Annotated in this window: 22 protein-coding genes and 1 pseudogene; 15 read left to right on the top strand and 8 right to left on the bottom strand. The window is 50.0% G+C overall.

The genetic code is table 11. The annotated features are described in order from the left end of the window. The first annotated feature begins 13 nt into the window (after positions 1 to 13). The 13 genes from HS100_04180 to HS100_04240 all read left to right on the top strand — a co-directional run bounded on the left by HS100_04180 (position 14) and on the right by HS100_04240 (position 14,863). On the top strand, positions 14 to 1,300 hold the full coding sequence (locus tag HS100_04180) for an amidase (protein MBE7433089.1): 1,287 nt from the start codon (positions 14 to 16) through the stop codon (positions 1,298 to 1,300). Next, on the top strand, positions 1,297 to 2,997 hold the full coding sequence (fdrA, locus tag HS100_04185) for an acyl-CoA synthetase FdrA (GenBank protein MBE7433090.1): 1,701 nt from the start codon (positions 1,297 to 1,299) through the stop codon (positions 2,995 to 2,997). Before HS100_04180 ends, fdrA begins: the two co-directional genes overlap by 4 nt. Positions 2,998 to 3,048: 51 nt before the next feature. After that, a complete protein-coding gene (locus HS100_04190; GenBank protein MBE7433091.1) occupies positions 3,049 to 4,293 on the top strand; it encodes a DUF1116 domain-containing protein in 1,245 nt (414 codons plus the stop codon). Between the two features lie 25 nt (positions 4,294 to 4,318). Beyond that, the gene (locus HS100_04195; protein ID MBE7433092.1) at positions 4,319 to 4,825 is read left to right on the top strand and encodes a four helix bundle protein; all 507 of its coding nucleotides are present in this window, start codon (positions 4,319 to 4,321) and stop codon (positions 4,823 to 4,825) included. A 45-nt stretch (positions 4,826 to 4,870) separates the two neighbouring features. After that, positions 4,871 to 5,650, top strand: coding sequence for a cyclase family protein (locus tag HS100_04200; protein ID MBE7433093.1), 780 nt, complete (start codon positions 4,871 to 4,873; stop codon positions 5,648 to 5,650). Positions 5,651 to 5,768: 118 nt separating this feature from the next. Further along, complete coding sequence (locus tag HS100_04205; protein MBE7433094.1) at positions 5,769 to 8,102, top strand: xanthine dehydrogenase family protein molybdopterin-binding subunit; 2,334 nt, start codon at positions 5,769 to 5,771, stop codon at positions 8,100 to 8,102. A 267-nt stretch (positions 8,103 to 8,369) separates the two neighbouring features. Continuing rightward, entirely contained in the window at positions 8,370 to 8,837 is a 468-nt protein-coding gene (locus HS100_04210; GenBank protein ID MBE7433095.1) for a hypothetical protein, read from the top strand. Beyond that, complete coding sequence (locus tag HS100_04215; GenBank protein ID MBE7433096.1) at positions 8,812 to 9,615, top strand: hypothetical protein; 804 nt, start codon at positions 8,812 to 8,814, stop codon at positions 9,613 to 9,615. The genes HS100_04210 and HS100_04215 overlap by 26 nt, the downstream gene beginning before the upstream one ends. A 139-nt stretch (positions 9,616 to 9,754) precedes the next feature. Beyond that, positions 9,755 to 10,804 (top strand): zinc-ribbon domain-containing protein, encoded by a 1,050-nt coding sequence (locus HS100_04220; protein MBE7433097.1) that lies wholly within the window; start codon positions 9,755 to 9,757, stop codon positions 10,802 to 10,804. A 41-nt stretch (positions 10,805 to 10,845) separates the two neighbouring features. Then, positions 10,846 to 11,703, top strand: a complete 858-nt coding sequence (locus HS100_04225) for a hypothetical protein (protein ID MBE7433098.1) — start codon at positions 10,846 to 10,848, stop codon at positions 11,701 to 11,703. A 33-nt stretch (positions 11,704 to 11,736) separates the two neighbouring features. Continuing rightward, positions 11,737 to 12,732 carry a hypothetical protein gene (locus tag HS100_04230; protein ID MBE7433099.1) on the top strand — a complete coding sequence of 332 codons (996 nt, stop codon included), beginning with the start codon at positions 11,737 to 11,739 and terminating at the stop codon, positions 12,730 to 12,732. Between the two features lie 2 nt (positions 12,733 to 12,734). Beyond that, complete coding sequence (locus tag HS100_04235) at positions 12,735 to 14,045, top strand: type IV secretion system DNA-binding domain-containing protein (protein MBE7433100.1); 1,311 nt, start codon at positions 12,735 to 12,737, stop codon at positions 14,043 to 14,045. Between the two features lie 101 nt (positions 14,046 to 14,146). After that, on the top strand, positions 14,147 to 14,863 hold the full coding sequence (locus tag HS100_04240) for a zinc-ribbon domain-containing protein (GenBank protein ID MBE7433101.1): 717 nt from the start codon (positions 14,147 to 14,149) through the stop codon (positions 14,861 to 14,863). A 464-nt stretch (positions 14,864 to 15,327) separates the two neighbouring features. Here the strand turns inward: HS100_04240 and HS100_04245 are convergent, their stop codons facing one another. The 7 genes and pseudogenes from HS100_04245 to HS100_04275 all read right to left on the bottom strand — a co-directional run bounded on the left by HS100_04245 (position 15,328) and on the right by HS100_04275 (position 19,073). Next, a complete protein-coding gene (locus HS100_04245; GenBank protein MBE7433102.1) occupies positions 15,328 to 15,585 on the bottom strand; it encodes a BrnA antitoxin family protein in 258 nt (85 codons plus the stop codon). After that, positions 15,569 to 15,850: pseudogene (locus HS100_04250) on the bottom strand (BrnT family toxin). The gene HS100_04245 and the pseudogene HS100_04250 overlap by 17 nt, the downstream one beginning before the upstream one ends. A gap of 220 nt (positions 15,851 to 16,070) precedes the next feature. Beyond that, on the bottom strand, positions 16,071 to 16,694 hold the full coding sequence (locus tag HS100_04255; GenBank protein MBE7433103.1) for an NAD(P)-dependent alcohol dehydrogenase: 624 nt from the start codon (positions 16,692 to 16,694) through the stop codon (positions 16,071 to 16,073). Between the two features lie 6 nt (positions 16,695 to 16,700). Continuing rightward, positions 16,701 to 17,660 carry an NAD(P)-dependent alcohol dehydrogenase gene (locus HS100_04260; protein MBE7433104.1) on the bottom strand — a complete coding sequence of 320 codons (960 nt, stop codon included), beginning with the start codon at positions 17,658 to 17,660 and terminating at the stop codon, positions 16,701 to 16,703. 21 nt (positions 17,661 to 17,681) lie between these two features. Then, entirely contained in the window at positions 17,682 to 18,176 is a 495-nt protein-coding gene (locus tag HS100_04265; protein ID MBE7433105.1) for a hypothetical protein, read from the bottom strand. A gap of 2 nt (positions 18,177 to 18,178) precedes the next feature. Then, entirely contained in the window at positions 18,179 to 18,469 is a 291-nt protein-coding gene (locus tag HS100_04270; GenBank protein ID MBE7433106.1) for a hypothetical protein, read from the bottom strand. Between the two features lie 145 nt (positions 18,470 to 18,614). Further along, positions 18,615 to 19,073, bottom strand: a complete 459-nt coding sequence (locus HS100_04275) for a hypothetical protein (GenBank protein MBE7433107.1) — start codon at positions 19,071 to 19,073, stop codon at positions 18,615 to 18,617. Positions 19,074 to 19,145: 72 nt separating this feature from the next. On the opposite strand from HS100_04275, the gene HS100_04280 reads away from it, so the two are divergent. Beyond that, positions 19,146 to 19,991 (top strand): NmrA family NAD(P)-binding protein, encoded by an 846-nt coding sequence (locus tag HS100_04280; protein ID MBE7433108.1) that lies wholly within the window; start codon positions 19,146 to 19,148, stop codon positions 19,989 to 19,991. A gap of 37 nt (positions 19,992 to 20,028) precedes the next feature. Here HS100_04280 and HS100_04285 read toward each other — a convergent pair whose 3' ends face one another. Beyond that, complete coding sequence (locus HS100_04285) at positions 20,029 to 21,237, bottom strand: CoA transferase (protein MBE7433109.1); 1,209 nt, start codon at positions 21,235 to 21,237, stop codon at positions 20,029 to 20,031. A gap of 269 nt (positions 21,238 to 21,506) precedes the next feature. On the opposite strand from HS100_04285, the gene HS100_04290 reads away from it, so the two are divergent. Continuing rightward, positions 21,507 to 21,959: a DinB family protein gene (locus HS100_04290; protein MBE7433110.1), complete on the top strand. Its 453-nt coding sequence runs from the start codon at positions 21,507 to 21,509 to the stop codon at positions 21,957 to 21,959. The last annotated feature ends 36 nt before the right edge of the window (positions 21,960 to 21,995 follow it).

A 21,995-nucleotide genomic window follows, 5' to 3' on the forward strand; every position in this document is an offset into this window, starting at 1 on the left:
GAGATTTGAGACTATGAATGCAGACATCCTCACAGTTTCCTTTCGAAATAACGATCTCTCTCCGCGAGATTTGATCTCCAGTCTCCAGTCGCTTTATGATTCCCGTGAGCCTGAAGTTTTGGCATTTATTCCCGAACCGAATCGCTTCGAACGATTGCTCAATGACGCCGAAGAACTCATAAAAAAATATCCCGATGTAAACAGTCGCCCTGCGCTTTTTGGAATGACCTTGGGCGTGAAGGATATTTTTCATGTGGATGGTTTCGTCACGCAGGCAGGAAGTAAATTACCCGCTGAAGATATCCAAGGTAAAGAAGCAACCAGTGTGACGCAAATCAAAAATGCTGGAGCGCTCGTCATGGGCAAGACCGTCACCACCGAGTTCGCCTACTTCACTCCCGGTCCCACGCGCAACCCGCATAATCCAGGTCATACGCCAGGCGGGTCGAGCAGTGGTTCCGCGGCCGCCATCGGTGCGGGCATGTGCAACCTCACGCTCGGCACCCAAACAATCGGTTCGGTCATTCGTCCCGCCGCGTTTTGTGGCGCGGTCGGTTTCAAACCGACCTACGAAAGAATTTCTCGCGCAGGCGTCATTCCGCTATCGCCAACATTTGATCATATTGGACTCTTTGCCTCAAATGTTGATACTGTAAAACAGGTTGCAAGCGTGTTGGTAGAGAATTGGAGAATTGGAGAATTGGAGACTACGACTCGTAAGCCGACTCTTGGTATCCCCGAAGGTCCCTACCTCTCCTGCGCTTCAGACTACGCTTTAGCCTGCTTCAACGACCTATGTAATATCCTAGCCCAAGCAGGCTATAACATCCGCCGTGTGCAAATCATGGACAACTTCCAAGACATCCGTGATCGCCACGACGCCATCATGTCATTTGACGCATCCCAAGTCCACAAAGACTGGTTCGCCAAACATGAAATCCTCTACTCCTCCAAATTCTCCGACCTCATCAAACGCGGACAAAAAATCTCCAATCTCCAATCTCTAATCTCTGCCCGTGACGCCTTCCGCAACCAAATCACCCAAACCATGACCGAAAACAACATCGACCTCTGGATCTGCCCTCCCGCCATCGGACCCGCTCCGAAAGGACTCGACTCCACTGGCGACCCCGTCATGTGCCTCCCGTGGACACAGGTCGGCTTCCCTGCGATCAACATCCCAACCACGAAGAGTGAAGACAATCTGCCGATGGGCTTGCAACTGGTCGGCAAGTGGAATGCGGACGAGTCTTTGTTCTCATGGGCGAAAGAGATCGAGGAAGCAGTGAGGGCGATATGACCGTCGTCAAGTGGAACGTCCGCGCGGGAGCGTATTACGACTCGGTCGTGTTGATGCAACTGCAACGCGGCTTGCTCGGCTTGAGCGGCGTCGTGGATGCGGGTGTGGTGATGGCAACCCCCGCCAACCGTGAATTGCTCGCGGCAAATAATCTCCTGCCAGAATCCATCACCGCCAACCCCGACGATTTGCTCATCGTCGTCAAAGCCGAAAACGATCAAGCTGCGAACGATGCAATCGGTCAGGTTGATGAACTGCTCCTACGTCGCAAATCCTCCAATTCTCCAAATTCTCTCGACTTCCGCCCGCGTAGTTTGAGCGGCGCGGTCAAGCAATTGCCTGAGGCAAATTGGGTGCTGATCTCGGTCCCCGGTCGCTTTGCGGCTGGTGTTGCGCGAGAAGCGCTTGATCTTGGGAAGCACGTTTTTCTCTACAGCGACAACGTCTCGCTTGAAGATGAGATCGCGTTAAAAGGATCCGCAGGTGAAAAGGGACTGCTCGTGATGGGACCCGATTGTGGCACCGCCATCATCAACGGCATCGGGCTGGGATTCGCAAATCGCGTCCGGCGCGGTTCTATCGGTGTCGTCGGCGCATCGGGGACAGGCACACAAGCCGTGACGGCGCAAATCCACAATCTCGGCGCGGGGATTTCGCACGCCATCGGCACGGGCGGGCGGGATTTGAAATCCGAAGTCGGCGCGATAACTGCACACTTGGCACTTGATGCCTTGGCGCGGGATGACGAAACGAAAGTCATTGTGTTGATCTCCAAACCGCCATCGCCCGATGTTGCCACAAGCATCATCTCCGCCGCGCAGGGAACTGGCAAACCAGTTGTCGTCTTTTTCATTGGCTACCCCCCGCCTGCAAGAAAGATCGGCAATTTGCAGTTTGCGATCAGTTTGAGTGAAGCGGCGGAAATCGCTGTTAGAAAATTGGAGACTTTGAGAATTGAAGATGCAGAAATTCTCCACTCCTCAAATTCTCGTTTTGTTCGTGGTTTGTTCTCAGGCGGAACGCTCGCCTACGAGACTCTCCTGGGTTTGCAATCGTTTTTATCTCCCATCTACTCCAATTCTCCAATTACTAATTCTCAGATACTCTCCGACCCGCTCCGCAGCAAAGCCCACACAATCATAGACCTCGGCGATGAGTTCTTCATGGTTGGTCGTCTGCACCCGATGATCGACAACGACCTGCGCATCCGACGCATGAAGCAGGAAGCGGCTGATGCCGAAGTGGGGATGATTCTTTTTGACGTGGTTTTAGGTGAAGGTTCACATATGGATCCGGCGGGAGAATTAGTTCCTGTAATTAATGAGATTCGAAAGACAAGAATTGGAGAATTGGAGTTTGTAGCGATGGTCATTGGCACGGATGATGACCCACAAAACCTCCAGTCTCAAGTCTCGCAATTACAGGCTGCAGGCGTTACGGTCTTTCGCACCGCTGCCGAAGCCGTTGAACACATCAGTCTTAGACTCAGTACCAGCAAGAAGGATGATTTCACGCCTGTAAATTTGGATCAACTCAAACAACCCCTCGCCGCGATCAACGTTGGGCTTGAGTCGTTTTACGACAGCCTGATCTCACAAGGTGCGCAAGCCGTGCATGTGGAGTGGAAACCGCCTGCCAGTGGCAATGAAAAAATGGCGGCGTTGCTGGCGAAGATGAAGGGCAAGAAAGGGAATTAGAGGAATAGAGATTTCTCCAATCCTCTAATTCTCAAATCAATGGAGATAAACATGGACATAGACCAAGCCAATACCACCGCAGTAAATCGCCTCATGGAAGCGCGACCAATTCTCAAAGCAGTCGCAACCGCGCGCGATGTCATCCCTGGGATGAAGGATAACCTGTTCCTGCATGCGGGTCCGCCGATTGAGTGGGCGCGGATGTCGGGTCCGTTGAAAGGCGCGATCATCGGCGCGATGCTGTTCGAGGGCGTAGCGGCGTCCGAAGCAGAGGCAACTGCAATGGTGGAAAGAGGCGAAGTCGAATTTGATTCGTGTCATCATCATGGCGCGGTCGGTCCGATGGCGGGGGTCACCTCCGCTTCGATGAAAGTCTACGTGGTGGAAAATGCCGAGCATGGCAACAAGTCGTTTTCGAATTTGAATGAAGGCTACGGAAAAGTTTTGCGCTACGGCGCGTACAGCGATGAGGTGTTGAAGAAACTGTATTGGATGAACGATGTGCTGGGCGTCGCGCTGGCGGATGCGCTGGCGGCGTCGAATGGCGTTGATATGCGCGCGCTGATGAGTGAGGCTCTGCACATGGGCGACGAAGGACATAACCGCAACAAGGCGGGGTCGCTGTTGTATTTGAAGTTGATCTCACCGTTGATCGCAAAGACGATGAAGGATAGCGCGGCGATGTCTGAGGTGTTGCAGTTCATCGGCGACAACGCGTTGAGCGTGTTGAACCCCGTGATGGCGGCGTGCAAAGCGATGACCGACGCGGCACATGGCGTGGAGGGCTCGACGATTGTCACCACAATGGCGCGCAACGGCACGGACTTTGGAATCAGAGTCAGCGGACTCGGCGAGAAGCAATGGTTCACGGCTCCCGCCGAAATTCCAGTGGGTCTGTTCTTCTCGGGCTTTTCCCAAGCGGACGCCAATCCCGACATCGGCGACAGCGCCATCACTGAAACCGCAGGCATCGGTGGATTCGCCATGGCGACTGCGCCCGCGATTGTCACGTTCGTCGGTGGCACGCCGAAAGATGCGATGAATGCGACGCTTGAAATGTATGAGATCACATTTGCCGAAAGCAAATACTTTACGATGCCATCACTTGATTTCCGCGGCACACCGACGGGCATTGATATTCGCAAAGTTGTTGAGCTTGGAATCACACCGCGCATCAACACAGGCATTGCGCACAAGAATGCAGGTGTGGGTCAGGTGGGAGCGGGGTTGGTGAGACCGCCGCTGGCTATTTTTGAGGAGGCGTTGGTGGCGTTTGCAGAGAAATACAAAATCTGAGAATTAGTGAATTGGAGAATTTCGTATGCCGACTTCTTTAGAGGATGTCAGAGTCTTGAAGAGCGCTGAGCAAGTGGCTGACGCGATCTACAAAGTTGCTCATGGATGGAACGATTTCGCCAAAGATGTTGTGGGCAAGCAAATTGCTCGCGCCGCTGATTCTGTTGGAGCGAATATCGCCGAGTCATTTGGGCGGTATCATTTTGGGGAGAAAATCCAGTTTCTGTATTATGCTCGTGGAAGTGTATTCGAGACCAAGTACTGGCTCAATCGAGCCTCTGCTCGTGAACTGATGTCTTCTGCTGATTCTCAAAATTACGTCACCCGTCTAACCGACATAGCCCGTCAACTCAATTTGTACATCTCCAGCCTCAAAGGTCAACGCTCTGGTGAAATTACCGTTGCTAAAACCGTAAAAGAAAGTCCCGTCGAATATCTTAAATCACGCTCGCCAGACGATTTTCCAGACATCCTTTTTGACGAAACCGACATCGCCTGGCTGGAATCACCGCCCACACTCTCAATTCTCTAATCCTCCAATTCTCTTAATCAACCAACCAAACTAAAGGAGAACCTCATGAAAATCTACGACCTTTCCCAAGACCTGAACGCCGACGCTTCGTTCTGGCCCTTCTACCCGCCGTTTGAAGTGAAATACATCAAACGCAAAGCGGAGCAGGGAGTGAATGCCCAGTACATTATGACGTCGAATCACATGGGCACGCATTTGGATGCGCCCAAACATTTCGTGACTCACGGCAAGACGATTGACCAGATCCCGATCGAGTGGTGCTACGGTCCGGGAGTGATCGTGGATTTGAGCGACATGCTCGATGACCTGGGCTTGTTTACACCCGAAGACATTGAAAAACGTGTTGAAGTCAAAGACGGCGATATCCTCTTCATTCACACCGGCTGGCACAAATATTCATTCTTCAGCCCAACGGGTGATGAAGAACGATATATTCAAAGACACCCGGGTCCGCATTACAGCATCTGCGACTGGCTGTTGAAGAAAAAGATCCACATCTGGGGCGTGGACATGATCTCCACCGATCACCCGATGAACCTGCCCATCGGTCGCTTCCTCGGCAAAGGCGGATTGGAACATTGGCAGAAGGTCCGCGCGAAGACCGAAGCGATCTACGGCGCGGACAAGATGGATGAGCTGTTCCCCGATTCGGCATATCAATTGACCCACAACGCCCTCTTCCCGCACGATTGCATCCACGTGGAGAATCTCGGCGGCGACATCGGTTTGAAGGAACTGCACAACAAGCGCATCACCCTCGGCGTCTTCCCGTGGAAGTTCAAAGGTGGAGAGGCAGCGTTTTGTAGGGCGGTGGCGTGGGCATAACAATGACATCGTCATTGCGAGGAGGGCGATAGCCCGACGAAGCAATCCCCGTCACGCGGTTGGAGATTGCTTCGGGCGGAAAGGCACCGCCCTCGCAATGACGGAGAACTGGAGAATTATGGCAACACGATACTTCGGCGAACGGATCAAACGCAACGAAGACCCGCGTCTGCTTACGGGGCAGGGATTGTACGTGGACGACGTGGATTTACCGAACATGCTCCACGCGGCTTTCGTGCGGAGTCCGTATGCGCATGCGCGGATCAACAACATTGATGTTTCGCAAGCCTTACAGCGCAAGGGCGTGATTGCCGTTTACACCGCGAACGACCTGGGCGATTACTGGAAGCCTGGTCCGTTGTTGGTTTCGCCGCCGCCTGTCAAGGACATCGTCTTCAATGAGAAGACGCAGGTTCCGCTTGCGAAGGATAAGGTCAAGTTTGCGGGCGAGCCGATCGTGATGGTGCTGGCGGAGAGTCGTTACATCGCTGAAGATGCACTGGCTGATATTCAAGTGAACTACGAACCACTCGAGGCGGTCGTGGATTTGGAGAAAGCCCTGCAAGCGGACAGTCCCATGATCCACGAAGTGATCGGCTCAAACATTGCCGCACATGTTGTGCAGACGAAGGGGGATTATGAATCGGCGAAGAAAGAGGCGGCGCTGGTCATCAAGCGGCGATTCAGTTACGAGCATGGCTGTGCCGCTGCGATGGAGAATCGCGGCATCGTCGCGGAGTGGGATAAGCGCGCGGGTAGGCTAACTGTCTGGGATACGACTCAGGCTCCCGTCGTGATTCGAAACGGATTGGCTGGGATGCTGGGGTTGTCGGAGCGGCAAGTCCGAGTCATCGCGCCGTTCATCGGCGGCGGATTCGGTCCGAAGATCATGATGTTCTACCAGGAGGAAGTGCTCGTCCCGTGGGCGGCGATGAAGTTGAACCGCCCCGTCAAATGGATCGAAGACCGCGCCGAAAATTTTGTCGCCACCACCCACGAGCGCGGACAGATACACGATGCGGAGATCGCATTCGATAAGGACGGTCACATTCTCGGCGTGCATGATGTCTTTCTGCACGACACGGGCGCGTATGCGCCGTATGGTCTGACCGTGGCGCTCAACTCACAAGCCAACGTGCTGGGGTTGTACGACATCAAGAATTATTACAGCGAATTCACGGCGGTGTTCACCAACAAGACCATCGTCACGCCGTATCGCGGCGCGGGCAGGCAGCATGGCGTGTTTGTGATCGAACGCGCGTTGGACATTGCCGCAAAAGAGTTGAAGATCGACCGCGCTGAAATTCGCAGGCGCAATTTCATCCAGCCGAATCAGTTCCCGTATAACAACGAGATCATCTATCAGGATTTTGCGCCGCTGGTGTACGACAGCGGCAATTACGAACCACTGCTCGACGAGACGCTCAAACGCATGGACTATCACAAGTTCGTCAACGAAATTCAACCGAAGTTACGCGCCGAAGGCAAACACGTTGGCATCGGCATTGTGGCATATGTCGAAGGGACGGGCATCGGTCCCTACGAGGGGGCAAAAGTACAGGTGATGGGAAGCGGGCGCGTGTCGGTCGTCACGGGCGTGGGCACGCAGGGACAGGGTCACTTCACGAGTTACGCGCAGATCGTCGCCGAGCAGATCGGCGTGAGCGTGGACAAGATCGACGTGGTGACAGGCGACACCGACCAGTTCTATTGGGGCGCAGGCACGTTCGCCAGCCGCGGCGCGGTGGTGGCGGGCAATGCCATCAACGAAGCCGCGAAAGTGGTGCGCAAGAAAATTCTCAAACTCGCTTCCGAACACTTCAACGCGCCCGAGGATGAACTCGAACTCGCCGACGGTGAAGTGCGCGTGGCAGATATGCCGCGCCAATCCATTTCGCTGGGTGAGTTGGCGAACAAAGCCAACCCGACGCGCGGCGCGGTCAAGCCTGGGACAGAGCCTGGGTTGGAGGCGACCAACTATTTCGGTCCAGAACGAGGCGCCACTGCCAGCGGCATCCACGCCATGATCGTGGAAGTGAATCCCGAGACGATGCAGATCCAAATCCAAAAATATCTCGTCGTGCATGATTGCGGCAAGGTCATCAATCCGCTGATTCTCGATGGACAGATTCACGGCGGCGTGGCGCAGGGCATCGGCAATGCGTTTTACGAGCGGCTGGCGTACGACGAGAACGGGCAGCTGCTCAACGGCACGTTCATGGATTATCACCTGCCCACCAGCCTGGATGTGCCGCGCATCGAAACGGGACACGGCGAAACGCTCTCGCCGCTCAACCCGATGGGCGTGAAAGGCGCGGGCGAAGCAGGTGCGATACCTGTCGGTCCGCTGTTTGCGCAGGCGTTGGAGGATGCGTTGTATGATGTGGATTTTGAGGTGCTGGAGATTCCGTTGAATTCGAATCGACTTTGGGAATTAGTAAGTGGTAAGTAGTAATTGGAGATTAGAGACTGATGGTCGAGTAGCCCCGAACGCTTTAAGAGGGGCGTATCGAGACCTGAGAATTAGTGGATGGGAGAATTTGGTGGTGGATGAAGAACCGCCTCACTCTCAGCCGATAGTTGATACTGACCATCGGCTTTTTCTTTCACCTCAAGACGCTGACAATGGGTTGAACAAAATAAGACCGAGATAATTCAGGAAAATGTTATAATAACATCCAACGTGTTTCGTCCAAATTTGTTGACAGGGAGAGCAGATATGGCAACTATTCGTGATTTTGATGAACTCAAAACACAACTTACTGAATTAGCAAAAGTTGTAAACGCTTTTAATTCTGAAGCGGTGCAATTGAGAGTTGTGGAGATTGTTCTGAGTGAGTTTCTTGGTGTTAGCTCTACCCATCGCCAAGAAGACCCAACAACAGATTCTAGGGATAGGAAGAAGTCGTCAACAAAGAGGAAATCGAAATCTGATAGTACATCCAAGACTGAAAATAAGAAATCCAAATCAAAAACGACTGGACCCGCAACGGTTTTATCATTGTTGATTGATGAGAGTTTCTTTTCCAAACGCCAAACTCTTAATAGCATTATTGAACAAGCAAGAAACAAGAAAGCAACCATTTTGAAGCCCAACCAAATATCTGGTCCTCTTGCCAGGTTTGTTCGTGACGGACGGCTAAAAAGGGAAAAGAACGCAGATGGGCAATTCGAGTACTTCACTTAGTAACATTGATTTAGAAACCGCACTTTCTAATGTTCCAAATAAATTCAAACAAAAAATAATAACTGCATATTTGGAACTGAAAAAGCGATATTCTGGCGCAAGCCGCGATTCGTCATGGGATGCGGCAGGATTAAGCGCGGGAAAGTTCTGTGAAGGCGTATTGCGGTTTTTACAAAATGAACTTACAGGAACTTTTATCCCCTTCGGCAAGCACATTCCAAATTTTGCTGATGAGTGTGGGAAACTAACTAAACTTCCTATAACAAGCGGGAACGAATCGACGAGGATAATTATTCCCCGCGCGCTTATTTATTTATATACCTTGCGTGGCAAGCGAGGGATAGGGCATGTGGGCGGTGATGTTGAAGCTAATCAAATCGATATGGCGACAATTGTTCGTGCTTGCGATTGGATTATCTGTGAACTGATTCGCATTTATCATAAACTATCTCTTGAAGAAGCCCAAGCAATTGTAGATGCTCTTTCTCAAAGGGAATTGCCATTTATCTGGCACATTGCGGGTAAAAAACGAGTTTTGAAATTAGGGCTTTCTTATAAACAACAAGCATTGGTTCTCCTTTACACAGAGCCTGATACAGGTGTGCTTACAGAAGATCTATGCGAGTGGGTCGAACATCCACGCATAAGGGAATTCAAAAGCGATGTGTTAGTAAAACTTCATGGGGAACGATTAATTGAGTACGACAAAGCAAATGAGATAGTTTATTTGTCGCCGTTGGGAATTGAAGAAGTGGAAACCAAAATCATGAAAGATTGAAATTACGGGGATTTCCTGAGAGGTTGCCCAAGACGCTGATGATAGATTGATGTAATACTACGAGCAGAAGTGTGCTAAAATATTTTCAAGTAAGGTCAAAACACCTTTTTAGTCCGCTGAGTCATAAAGGGAGCGCAAAATGAAAAAATGTCAAAATTGTGGACACGAAAATGCAGATGGGTATGATTTTTGCATTAAATGTGGCGCAGATTTACGTTCAATATCATCTGCTCAAACAACACTTCCCTCACAACCAAGCGATAGTCAGCCAATCAAAAATCAGGGAGGTGCCAGATTCAAACTTCTAGAAGAAAATCTTGCACCTGCCGATAGTGAACTAGAAGTTCGAACCTATCATTGTACAAGTTTCAAATCGTTACTTCTCAGCCTAAATGCTGAGGGTTATCTTGTAGTTACCAACAAGCGTGTCGTTTTTCATGCATTCGGTACTTCATTTGCAGGTAAAAGTATTCTTCAAAGCGAGGTTCCCATTGAAGACGTATCGGGTATCAGTATATATAAAGGATCATATTTTAGCTTGACACATCTTTTGGGGGCTTTCTTCTTGTCCATCTTTTTTGGCAACGTTGTAATCACTATATTAGCCAGCATAATATTAGCTTTGGCACGCTTCTTCCTTCAAGATCAATCTCTCATCAATCTTGATGTTGAGTCGTTGGAAACTACCGCGAAAGTTTTGTATTTAGCGTTGCAAGTTTTGCTGTGGATTCTTGCTTTCGCTTCACTAGTAATTTCTTTCTTTCTCTCAAAACAGAGTATATTCCGTTCTGCATTTGCAACATTGGCGGCTTTTACCCTAACTGTGTTGGGCAGCTTAAGTTACATTTCAAATGAAATTCAGGACTATCTCAACAGCGAACAAAGTACGGGAGGTTCTGGTTTCGTTCTTGTTCTTGCGATGTTTGTGGTCATCTATGCGCTGGTTTGTTTCTTTTGGTATTCTAGACGCCCGACCATGTCGTTAGCTGTTGGTTCCAAAGGTGGTTCAAGTACTCCTATCGCTATATCTGGTATCTCCAGTTTTGGCATTTACAACACAGCGGCATCCAAAGCATTATCGGCAGAACCTGCTGAAGATGCAGAAGCCTTGGTAAAGGAGTTAGGCGCTATGGTCATGGATATTCAAACGCTTGGCGATTTAGGCGTTAACCAATGGCGCGCAAAATAATCGAATCGAATCTTTCCAATGATAAACGAGGAGATTAAGCCATGAAGCAGGAAGACTCAATTTTTCAATTAGGCGAAGCAGACGAGAAGGTGGTACGCACCTACGAATGCACTCGATTGCGCAGGTTTCTGGCACCTGTCACGACTGGGTTTCTTACCATTACCAATAAACGGGTAATTTTTCATAGCAGCGGAAGATCTCTAATAGGAAAAAGTCTCCTGATTAATGAAATGCCGCTCGAAGATACTGCGGGGGTGAGGGCATATTTGGAAGTAACCATCAACTGGCTTTACTTTGCGATTTTATTTGCGATTGTGTTCGCTATAATGACTTTTCTATCCTTTCGAGTACCTTTCCTAATTCATCCTATTTTTGCCATACTCTTAATGCTGCCATTTTCAACGATTTGGGTATTTACCACTAACATTCTCAATGAAAAGACCAAAAACCAAATTTTCAACTCCGTTGACGAAGCGCTACAGAATAAAGTTAGAACATCTGAAATACTACCCGTTCTCGCACCTTTAATGAGGGCCCCTTTCATCGTTGGGTGCGCAATCTTAGGCTGGAATATTGCATTCTCAGAACTCTTTCAACGATTCTCTCCCCTCAATTATCTTGTCCTATTGGCTATCTATTTGGGTATTTATCTTTATTTGTTTGGGCAACAACGTACCTTTAGTTTGACCATTGGTTCAAAGACGATGAAGGGTTCAGGAATATTTATCCCTGGAACATCATTTCTGACTATACTTACTCGTGACACAACAGCCCCAGATACTCTTGGCGCCAGTCCTGCAAAAGACGCAGAACAGGTAACCCGAGAACTAGGAGCCCTCTTAATCGATATTCGACAACTCGGAGATTTAGGTATCAAAAAATGGGCAAACAGCGGTTAACAAATTAGCCAGAGAATTGCGAGGCGAGAAATAATGGCTACAGCCGTCAAAAACCAAATGCGAAATGTTGATATCGTAGAGCTTGCGGCCCAACGAGCAAGAGAACACGTTGCATTTCATCAGCCAACTCATGATGGCAGGGAAGTTGAACTTTATAAATTGCGAGGGCGTATTGGAGAAGAGTTATCTCAAGAAAGCATCAATGGTGCTAATCTAAATGACCTAACAGGCAAGTCTAATTTTGCGAACTACGACTTAGTTTCAAAAGATTGTATATCATCTGTCAAAGTCAAGGGATTAACAGAACAAGGTGAACCAAGGTTTGCAGATTACAACAAATATTTTCGAGATGTCGTCAACCCAGATTCAAAGGCAAATCAACGAGCCGCTCAGGATATGTTGAATGCTGGAAAAGACAATACTAAATTAACGGAGCAGTTACCGTATCAACTTGCAAATGCTAAAACTCTAGAAGAAATGTCTCGCGCCATGGCAGATAATTCTATTTTACAGATACCATATGATCAAGTAAATCCTGTCAGGGACGATCTCTACAACAGAGTTTTGAACTCGCCAACTGATTATGGGATAAATAATGATACCGCTAACGCGGACCTTGAAACCCGAGCAAAAAACCTTGTCAATGATCATGTCCAACCTATAACTGATGGTCAATATAACTCACACGATATTGGCAAAATAGCGGAAAATATCTATGAAACCAGTCATGGGAAAGTAGCCACCAATATGCAAGGCAATGACTCAGAAGATCAATTAGCAGATGAAAAACTTGCTGAAGAAGCAACTATCGCGACAGGCGAGGTCATTGGAGATGCGGCTGGCGGGCCAGCGGGCGCAGAGGCAGGCAAGGTGGCAGGCGAAGTAGCAAATGAAGCAAAAACTGAGATGGACGAACAAGCGGGACAATCAACAGAAGAGCCAATAAAAGCAAGTAAGGAAATTGCTAAAGAGTCCCCAGCTAATGATGCTACGGAGGGTGATGAGCAATATTATGGGTATGGTCATTAGCTATGGCGAAGAAGAATATTGAAGTTTTCGAGGGGCATGAATTAAGAGACAATCCACCAGAGTTCTCTAGTGAGTATCCTCGTTGTTTATTAATTGGGAATGGGGCTAATAATCAAGAAACTAAAATATCGTTAAACGATGAGTTGTTTAGTAAGCATATTCTTTTTCTTGGGGGAATAGGAACTGGAAAGACAAATGCCATCTTCCAAATAATGGAACAGCTACGCAAAAATATGACACAAAATGATGTCATGCTCGTTTTTGATACCAAAGGAGATTATTACAACGAATTCTATCGAAAAGGGGATATAGTTTTCAGCAACGATGAGAAAGCAACAGGCGCAGGCGGTGAAGATTACTGGAATATCTTCAAAGAGGTCGGCTTGGAAGAATCTATTGAAGAGAGCATCTTCGAGATTACACGCGCCTTATTTTACGAGAAAATTGAGCATTCTACACAGCCTTTCTTTCCCAATGCTGCAAAAGATATTTTCTCGGCAATCTTATTGCACTTCTTCCGTTCAAATGGGCCGTCGAAAACAAATAATGCACAGATACGCACTTTCTTGGATCAATCTCCTTCATCGGAAATTCGGGCGATGCTAGAGTCTCATTTGGATTTACGCGCCATGATCAGCTATATATCCGATGATCGTTCCCCTCAGACGCAAGGCGTTATCTCTGAGCTTCAACAATTAGCGCGTGAAATATTAATAGGAAATTTCCGAAAAGCAGGAAATCTTTCCATCCGAGAGGCAATTCGCAATAAAGGAGGGCGGGTTATTTTCGTTGAGTACGATTTAGGTCTGGGAAATATACTGACACCAATCTATCGTCTTATACTAGACCTTGCTATTAAGGAAGCACTTTGCCGAAAAAAAAGTGAAGGTAATGTTTGGTTCATTATTGATGAGTTTAGATTAGTGCCAAATTTACAACATGTTGATGATGGTGTTAATTTTGGGAGAAGCCTTGGAGCTAAGTTCATCATAGGAGTCCAAAGCGTTGAACAGGTATTTCATGCCTACGGAGAAGCACTGGCCCGCAGCATGTTATCAGGGTTTATGACAACTGTTGCTTTTCGTGTAAATGATTCAGCAACCCGCACATTTGTGCAGCAACTATTTGGAAAGAACCGTAAGCGAGAGACCTACATGGCTACAGTTGCTTCACGCGGATTAGTAGAACAAGTTCGGGAGGCTAATGTTGTGGAAGATTGGGATATAAACAGCCTGTCAATTGGAAAAGCAATAATTGGACTACCTTCTCAAGAACCTTTTCTTTTTCATTTCAAAAAGTACGATAAGAGTTGAGCGGCACTTTTCGGGTACTCTGAGGCATAAGCCTCAACAAACCCTTGTATTAATCTGTGATTTTACCCTAATGAGCCTTGTACTCTGACAAGGAGGTTTTCATGAAATGTCCTCATTGTGGCGATCAACATCCTGATCAAGCAAGTTTTTGCCCCAAGACTGGCAAGACACTAAAACAGCCCGATGTCTGTGCAAATTGCGGAGCAAATCTTCCATCCGATGTAAGTTTTTGTCCCGTCTGCGGAACGGCGGTAAATAGTACACAATCGAGCATAATACAACTCAAAATTAGCCAAGTGCTAAAACAGCCACGCGTTCGATTGGCATTAATCATTTGTTTTATTTTTGCATTTGGTATGTGTGCTATGGTCTTAAGCAACATCAAGCCAATAACTCCTGCTCAGCAAATTCCTACCAAAAATACAACCATATCTACACCTACTCTACGGAAATTTTCTACTGCTACCACTAGGCCTACATCACTCCCGACAACTAAACCCATCTCAACACAAATTAACCTCCAACCTATTCCAGCAGACTATAAATGTCCCGATAGAAATAGGATAAATTTGCAAGTAGGTGCTTTTGCTGAAATAGTAAAATTAGATGTCAATCTTCGCGAGCAACCAATAGTTCCGCAAGTTAGCGATGCAAATGTGATTCTTGTACTTCGGAAAGGAGATAAAGTACAAGTTATCGATGGGCCGACATGCTCGCATGATGGAACTTGGTGGAAAGTAAAAACTGAGTCGGGCAGAGTTGGCTGGGCTCGAGAAATTTCAAAAGGCAATGTTCTATTAACTCGCACTGATGAATAAATGAAATCGGACCTCACCTTGATTGGCTTGAGCAATCGGCGTGTGGGTTGGACCTCACCCTGATGAGCTTGAGTGATCGGCATGTCCGTTTGCCCCTTTGCGTAGCACCCCTGTGGGGCTCCCAAGGGAGAGGGTATGGAGTTGACTTCTTTTCTATACAAGCGGGGAGTTGGGTTTCCAAGTCAGTGATTGGTTTGATGAGCAAAGGCTTCTCCCCCTTGGGGGATCGCGAAGCATACCCGAAGCGAAGCGGAGTGGTAGACAGGAGAGGGGTTTGAATTGAATTCAAGCCAAATTGCTCAGAAACTCCCCGATTGTGACGATTGATTTGACTTGTCGTCAGCACGGCGTCTGATCGGCTTGAGCAATCGGGGTGTGGGTTGGGACGCTTCGGCACGCTCAGCGCGGCACCTATCCCCCTCTACCCCTTCGGGGCACACGTCCCACGGGAGAGGGGAGTCCGCTCAGTGCGAAACGTTGTGCAGTTCCTCGCGCACAACCCGCCGAAGAATTACCTCGATGGGCTCCTGCTGGTGGGTAATATATTCGCGCAAAGCATTATTAATCAATGTCTGATAATTACCGCCACCTGCGGCGTCCACTTCACCGCGAAACCAATCCAAAATATCGTCGTCGATGCGAATGGTGATCCGCGTTTTGCCCTTCGGCGCAGGGCGAACCGCTCCACGCTTGCCTTTGCTGAAGTTATATTCTTTCTTCATCTTGTTCCTCATACATCTTTTTCTCACGCGCAGTGGCTTTCCGCGCGGAAATGATCCGAATAACAATATCTCGAAACGTGTACACTACTACCAGGATGCGACTAAGGAAGTCTCTACCGATTGTTATAAAACGGTCTTCGCCTTTATGCTCGTCTTGAATCGTGATGGCTTTTTCATCTTCGAAGACGCCGACAGCATCCGCAAATTTGATGCGATTCTTCTTGTAATTTAGCTATTCTTTATCGGGATCCCATTCGTAGCTCATACGGCTCCATTATATGCACAAGTGTACACAGGCGCAAGGGACAAATTCCCACTGAAGAAGCGTTATGAATAAATGAAATCGAACCTCACCACTTCGGCACGGCTGCGCCATTCAGCGCGGCGCCTGATTGGCTTGAGCAATCGGGGTGTCTGTTTGCCCTCTTGAAATCAACACCAATTCTCCACTCCTCCAATTCTCAGCCGTCTCCAGTCTCCAATCACTAGCCTTCACTCCTCATCGTTATCACCACATTTCCCTTTTTCTGATCGGTTTCGACATATCGGTGCGCTTCGGCGATCTGCTCCAGGGGATAGACTCTATCGATGACAGGTTTTATTGCTCCTGCCTCGACCAATTCCTTCAGCCTGAGCAGATTCCTGGTCGTATAACTTCCCTCCCAGAAGAGTAACTTCTTATCGCTTTTCCCTTTACTCCATCCCATTTGAAGTCTGTGATGCCACCTGGGATTCACGTTTAGATAAGTTCCATTCTCGGTTAGCGACCTGACACTCCCTGCAAACGGGCTCCCGCCGATCGTATCTATGATCACATCGTAATTTTGTCCGTTCTTTGTGTAATCCTCCCGCGTGTAATCGATCACGTGGTCTGCGCCGATGGAGCGCAGCATTTCGAGCTTTCCGCCGCTGTCCACACCGGTCACTTCCGCGCCGTAATGTTTGGCTAGTTGGACAGAATACGTGCCGATGCTCCCGCCCGCGCCGACGATCAAGACCTTTTGTCCGCGTTGGATGTTTGCCCTATCGAGGGAATGTAAGGCTTCGAGTCCGCCAAATGGGACGGCAGCGGCTTCCTCATAGGTGATGTCCGTCGGTCTTTTGGACATAACGTTTCAGGCAACCTTTATGACGACCTTCCCTTTGGCGCGTCCTTCGCTGACGTGGCGCATCGCTTCGCGAATCTCATCGAACGGATAGGTTTTATCGATCACGGTGCGGATCCTGCCAGCCTCGATAAGTTCTGTGATGACAACCAGGTCTTCACGGTTCTGTGGAACCATCAGCATGCCCACATCCTTGCCCGTCATTTTTCTGATCGCTGGTCCCAGGAACAATATCTGAAACAACGTCGAGACCGAACCGCCGACAAACAGACTTCTTCCGTTGGGTTTTAAGGTCCGGGCGTAGTCAAAGATGGAACGATGGGCGATCAGGTCAAGGATGAGGTCGAACCGTTTTCCACTCCTGGTAAAGTCTTCGCGTGTGTGATCGATCACATGGTCCGCGCCAAGCGAGCGGAGGAAATCCAGTTTGTACGGATTGTCCACGCATGTCACTTCCGCGCCGTGGAGTTTGGCAAGCTGTAACGCGAATATCCCTGCGCTTCCGCCCGCCCCGTTGATGAGCACATTTTGCCCGGCTCGGACCCGTCCTTTTTTGGCGATCCCGTTCAGCGCGATGATCCCGCCCTGAGGAATGGCGGACGCCTCTTCGAACGTCATCGCCTTCGGTTTCAGCATCATGGTTCTTCCGTGCGTGCAGACATATTCGGCAAAGCCTCCATGGTAGCCCGGTATTTCGCCGAAGACTTCATCGCCGACTTTAAATTCGGTGTTGTTGCCGCCCACTGCCTCCACCACTCCCGCGATGTCCGAACCGAGGATGTTGTTGTGGGGCAATCTTCCGATGCGGGCATACAACGGCTTGCCGATCATTCCTTCGCGGTCAGAGCCGTTGATGGACACCGCGTGGATCTTGATCAGTATTTGGTCATCGGTCGGGACCGGCTTTACGACCTCTGTGAATTGAAGAACATCGGGTGGTCCGTATTTTTTATGGATGACCGCTTTCATTATCCTCTCCGCGACGCTGGTTCATTTTGATATCGGCACAAGCGCCTTCATCATGTCGCCGTAATCCCAGCCGTCGATCGAAGGCGGTTCGATTCCCATCGCGGTGAGCATGCTTTTGACCTGCTCGCGGTGTTCGGTGGCGTGGTTGATGATCTGGACCAAAATCACCCACGGCTCGACGTAATGGCCGTCTCTTGTGACAAGCCTTTCCCTTGGATATTTTTCCTCCCTGACGAGATTCAACAGCGCCTCTCCCGTCTGTTTGATCGATTCCCCCGCCTGGGCAAATTCCACGCTGACGGGTTCCTGTCTCCGTTCGAGCGGCAGGGTCAAAATCCGCAGGTATCCGAGTTGGGCATCCGCGAGATGAAGCAATGTGCTGCGAATCGTTCCCTCCGTGGCGGATTGAGGCGGGGCGTCGAGCTGCCCGTCACTCAGAGCGGAACAAACCTCGAGGATCTTTTGATTCGCCCAGTTGTTGTGCTCGAATAATCTTGCGAGAATATTTTCGCTCATTTTTAACTCATGGGATTCATCAATTGGAAGTAATTGCCGTCGGGGTCGGCGAGCGTGGCGATCCAGCCCTGTCCCATCTCGTACGGTTCGTGGATGCTCATCCCGCCAAGGGATTTGATGCGCTCGAATTCCTCCTTGACCTGCCCGGTCTCAAAATTGAACATGATCCGCCCCGGGTCCTTGGTCTTGCCGCCCATTTCGGAATGATTGAGGATTCCGAGGAACGATCCGCCGAGCTGCCAGCCCCAAAATCCATTTTCGGGGTCGACCATATCCGCGGGCTTGCCCAGCACTTTTCATAAAAAGCGACCATATCTTTGGGCTGTTTCGTGCCGATCATCACTGAATTAAGGTTCAACATGGGTGCATATCCTTTCTAAAGTGGGAGGGAAACGTTGAGACCGATTGTAGGGTGTGAAGATCGATTTGACAAGGCGGTCAGCCCCCGCGCTCCAATTTTCTTTTCGCCGAGTACAACAGGGACACCGAATAGATTTGGTGAAACCCCAGCATGGCACGAAACCCAAACCCAAGCTCTGTTCTTCCTGTTTTCGGAACAACCGCTGTGCCGAAATACAACCGCGTTCGTGATTTCCCCACGGGAATCGTCATGAACCACGAGCGTGTGCGGCTGAGAAAGTCGCACATCAACAGTTCGTTTCCTCCGCGCGCTTCCACCGTCCATGCGGCGAATTCACCGATTTTTCCCTCCGCCGCCTGTCTCGCCTGTAAATCCGTCGAGGGTTTCGAAACCGTGAACTGTAGAATCAGCCTTTCCAGTTTGAAGAGCGGCGTTGTGTAGAAGGCATAAACGAATTCGGGGATGGAAATTGCGAACTGAATCTCGGTCACATAGCAATCGGTGTATGCACCGGTCATTGTCGTATATGTGTCCATCATTGAATACGCTGGAATTGGAATTCTTCGAATAGAGGTCATGCCCGCTCCGTTCGTGGGATAATGTTCCTTATGATACTCGTAACAGGCGCGGGTGGTAAGACGGGCAAAGCCATCATCAAGTCGCTCTCGAACAACCAGGAGGACATCTACGCGTTCGTGCATCGCCAGGATCAGGTCGCAGAGATAAAATTGTCCGGCGCGGAGAAAATCATCGTCGGGGATTTGCGCGATGAGTCCGCCATCCGCTCGGCGATGGAAGCGGTGAGGGCGGTCTATCACATTTGTCCCAACATGAGCCCGGAGGAAGATGTAATTGGCAGGTTGGTAGTTGGGGAAGCAAAGAAGGCGGGCGTGGAGCATTTTGTCTATCACTCGGTATTGCACCCGCAAATTGAAGTGATGAATCATCACTGGCAAAAGATGCGTGTGGAGGAAATGCTCTTAGAGTCTGGGATTCCGTTCACCGTTCTTCAGCCTGCACCGTACATGCAGAATCTGCTGACGGGCTGGAAGAACATCGTCGAGGAGGGAGCGCTGCGCGTTCCGTATTCGGTCGAAGCGAAGTTCAGTTTTCTCGATTTGGAAGACCTTGCCGAAGCCGCACGGATCGTGCTGACCGAGCCGGGTCACATCAATGCGATCTATGAGTTGGCAGGGACGAGTCCCACGTCCCATGCGGAGGTGGCGGAGATTTTCAGCCGCGTATTGAATCGCCCTGTTCGAGCCGAGAAAGAAGAGATTCGAGACTGGAGATTGCGCGCGAAGGGATTGAACGAATATGCGCGGGAGAATCTCGTGCGGATGTTCGAGTATTACGATCAATGGGGACTGGCGGGGAATCCAAATGTGTTGAAGTGGCTCCTGAAGCGCGAGCCGAGATCACTCGAATCTTTTGCCGGTCGAATCGGAAAATAAAACGACAAATCCATCAGGGCTGCATTCGGCGTGGGCGTTATATCGCTCCCTTATCCTTCAATGCAGCCACGTCCTCTGCGGAAAAATTCAACAGACCTTTGAGAACTTCCTCCGTGTGCTCACCCAGCATCGGGGGCGGTTTTTGGATCGCTGCCGGGGTGGAGGAAAATTTATAGGGAAAACCGGGCAGTTTCAAGGTCCCGGCTGAGGCGTGTTCGGATTCAAGGATCATGTCACGCGCGCGGGCATGCGGCAGGTCGAACACCTCCGGCACGGTATTGATTCGTCCGCATGGCAAACCCGCTTTCACCAATTGTTCCAGCCAATGGTCGGCGTTTTGCCGGGAAAAGATCTTATTTAATTCTTCAGCGAGGATGGAACGATTCTCGACGCGCCTGCGGTTGGTCTCGAAACGCGAATCGGTCTTCCATTCCGGCCGGTTCAACACATCGCACAAAATGCCCCACTGTTTTTCGTTGGCGACGCCCAACACAAACCAACTGTCGCGCGCCTGGAACGAATCATACGGAACAAGGTTGGGATGGGCATTGCCCAGGCGTTTGGGCGGTTTGCCGCCAACCAGATAATTCGAAGCGACGTTCGTGAGCAGGGCAAGATGCGAATCAAAAAGGGAAATATCCACCAATTGGCCTTCGCCCGTTACATCCCTTGCGCGCAGCGCAGCCAGAATTGCCGTGGAGGCGAACATTCCGGAAGTTATATCAATGATCGGAATCCCCACACGGGATTGCGGACCTTCAACGGAACCCGTAATGCTCATCATTCCTCCCTCGGCTTGAAGAACCGCATCGTACCCCGGGCGGTCTGCATACGGACCCGTGCGGCCGTATCCGCTCACCGAGCAGTAGATCAGCCTGGGATTTAAAGCATGCATCTCCGCGTAGCCCAAACCGAGTTTATCCAGATCGCCTGTACGATAATTTTCGACGAGCACATCGCACACGCCCGCGAGTTTGCGAAGGATATCCTGCCCTTCCCTGCTTTGAATGTTGACGGTGATACTGCGTTTGTTCCGGTTCGCGGCAATGAAATACGCCGACTCGCCGGGATAATTCCCATACGGCTCGCCCACGAACGGCGGTCCCCAGCCGCGCGTCTCATCGCCGACCCCGGGACGTTCCACTTTGATCACGTCCGCGCCAAGGTCTCCAAGCATCATCGTGCAGTATGGTCCCGCCAGCGCGCGGGTGATATCGAGAATGCGAATGCCGTTGAGAGGTTGCATGGGGTTTGTCCGTCGAGATGGAATGGTACACGGCAGTATAAACCGTTATTCGATGAAATACAATCAACGGCCATTTGGGATGGATCTGCCACTTACGGCTGCCAGACGGGAGAACCGCCTTTGATATCGAAATCGGTCAGAGGCAGAATGGACAAAAACGATATTTCGCATGGATCTCGTCCTCTGCCCGGTTGTGGATAGGAATTGGTATCGCATCTCAATTTTATCGGTTGTGTTTAAGCAATCGAAGGACATAGAAAGGAATGACGATGGAAACGTTTTTCGCCGACTGCCTGAACAATATGCAAGAACTGCACAGCGACATCGGAAATGCGCTCGAGGGACTCTCGCTTGAAGCGCTGGATTGGTCGCCAAAGCCCGGCGTGAACCCGATCTCGGTCCTGGTCGTCCACCTGACAGGTTCTCAAAAGTTCCTGTTTGGGGAGGTCATTCAAGGACAGGACGTGCATCGCGACCGCGACGCAGAATTCCGCGCGAAGGGACTGACTTCCAGCCAGTTGACCCAACGCCTTACCGGGAGCCTCGAATTTATCAAAAGCGTGATGGAAGGATTGACTCCCGCCGACCTTGACCGCAAATGCATGTTCCGCACGCGCGAAGTGACCGTCGGCTGGGTGATCGGTCATTCCCTGAAGCACACCGCAACCCATCTGGGTCATATCCAGGTAATGCGGGATATGTGGCTTCACTTAAACTCATGAACCCGAATTACAAATTGACTGGAAAGTGACGGAAAC

This window comes from Anaerolineales bacterium (genome assembly GCA_015075725.1).
Lineage (GTDB): Bacteria > Chloroflexota > Anaerolineae > Anaerolineales > Villigracilaceae > Villigracilis.

Bases quoted from the DNA above. Each gene is read 5' to 3' on its own strand.
- HS100_04225 (MBE7433098.1), top strand. From the start codon at position 10,846: ATGAAGCAGGAAGACTCAATTTTTCAATTAGGCGAAGCAGACGAGAAG.
- HS100_04275 (MBE7433107.1), bottom strand. From the start codon at position 19,073: ATGGACACATATACGACAATGACCGGTGCATACACCGATTGCTATGTG.
- HS100_04195 (MBE7433092.1), top strand. From the start codon at position 4,319: ATGCCGACTTCTTTAGAGGATGTCAGAGTCTTGAAGAGCGCTGAGCAA.
- HS100_04285 (MBE7433109.1), bottom strand. From the start codon at position 21,237: ATGCAACCTCTCAACGGCATTCGCATTCTCGATATCACCCGCGCGCTG.
- HS100_04265 (MBE7433105.1), bottom strand. From the start codon at position 18,176: ATGAGCGAAAATATTCTCGCAAGATTATTCGAGCACAACAACTGGGCG.
- HS100_04180 (MBE7433089.1), top strand. From the start codon at position 14: ATGAATGCAGACATCCTCACAGTTTCCTTTCGAAATAACGATCTCTCT.
- HS100_04210 (MBE7433095.1), top strand. From the start codon at position 8,370: ATGGCAACTATTCGTGATTTTGATGAACTCAAAACACAACTTACTGAA.
- HS100_04255 (MBE7433103.1), bottom strand. From the start codon at position 16,694: ATGTCCAAAAGACCGACGGACATCACCTATGAGGAAGCCGCTGCCGTC.
- HS100_04215 (MBE7433096.1), top strand. From the start codon at position 8,812: ATGGGCAATTCGAGTACTTCACTTAGTAACATTGATTTAGAAACCGCA.
- HS100_04220 (MBE7433097.1), top strand. From the start codon at position 9,755: ATGAAAAAATGTCAAAATTGTGGACACGAAAATGCAGATGGGTATGAT.
- HS100_04190 (MBE7433091.1), top strand. From the start codon at position 3,049: ATGGACATAGACCAAGCCAATACCACCGCAGTAAATCGCCTCATGGAA.
- HS100_04245 (MBE7433102.1), bottom strand. From the start codon at position 15,585: ATGAAGAAAGAATATAACTTCAGCAAAGGCAAGCGTGGAGCGGTTCGC.
- HS100_04200 (MBE7433093.1), top strand. From the start codon at position 4,871: ATGAAAATCTACGACCTTTCCCAAGACCTGAACGCCGACGCTTCGTTC.
- HS100_04240 (MBE7433101.1), top strand. From the start codon at position 14,147: ATGAAATGTCCTCATTGTGGCGATCAACATCCTGATCAAGCAAGTTTT.
- HS100_04235 (MBE7433100.1), top strand. From the start codon at position 12,735: ATGGCGAAGAAGAATATTGAAGTTTTCGAGGGGCATGAATTAAGAGAC.
- fdrA (MBE7433090.1), top strand. From the start codon at position 1,297: ATGACCGTCGTCAAGTGGAACGTCCGCGCGGGAGCGTATTACGACTCG.
- HS100_04230 (MBE7433099.1), top strand. From the start codon at position 11,737: ATGGCTACAGCCGTCAAAAACCAAATGCGAAATGTTGATATCGTAGAG.
- HS100_04260 (MBE7433104.1), bottom strand. From the start codon at position 17,660: ATGAAAGCGGTCATCCATAAAAAATACGGACCACCCGATGTTCTTCAA.
- HS100_04205 (MBE7433094.1), top strand. From the start codon at position 5,769: ATGGCAACACGATACTTCGGCGAACGGATCAAACGCAACGAAGACCCG.
- HS100_04290 (MBE7433110.1), top strand. From the start codon at position 21,507: ATGGAAACGTTTTTCGCCGACTGCCTGAACAATATGCAAGAACTGCAC.
- HS100_04280 (MBE7433108.1), top strand. From the start codon at position 19,146: ATGATACTCGTAACAGGCGCGGGTGGTAAGACGGGCAAAGCCATCATC.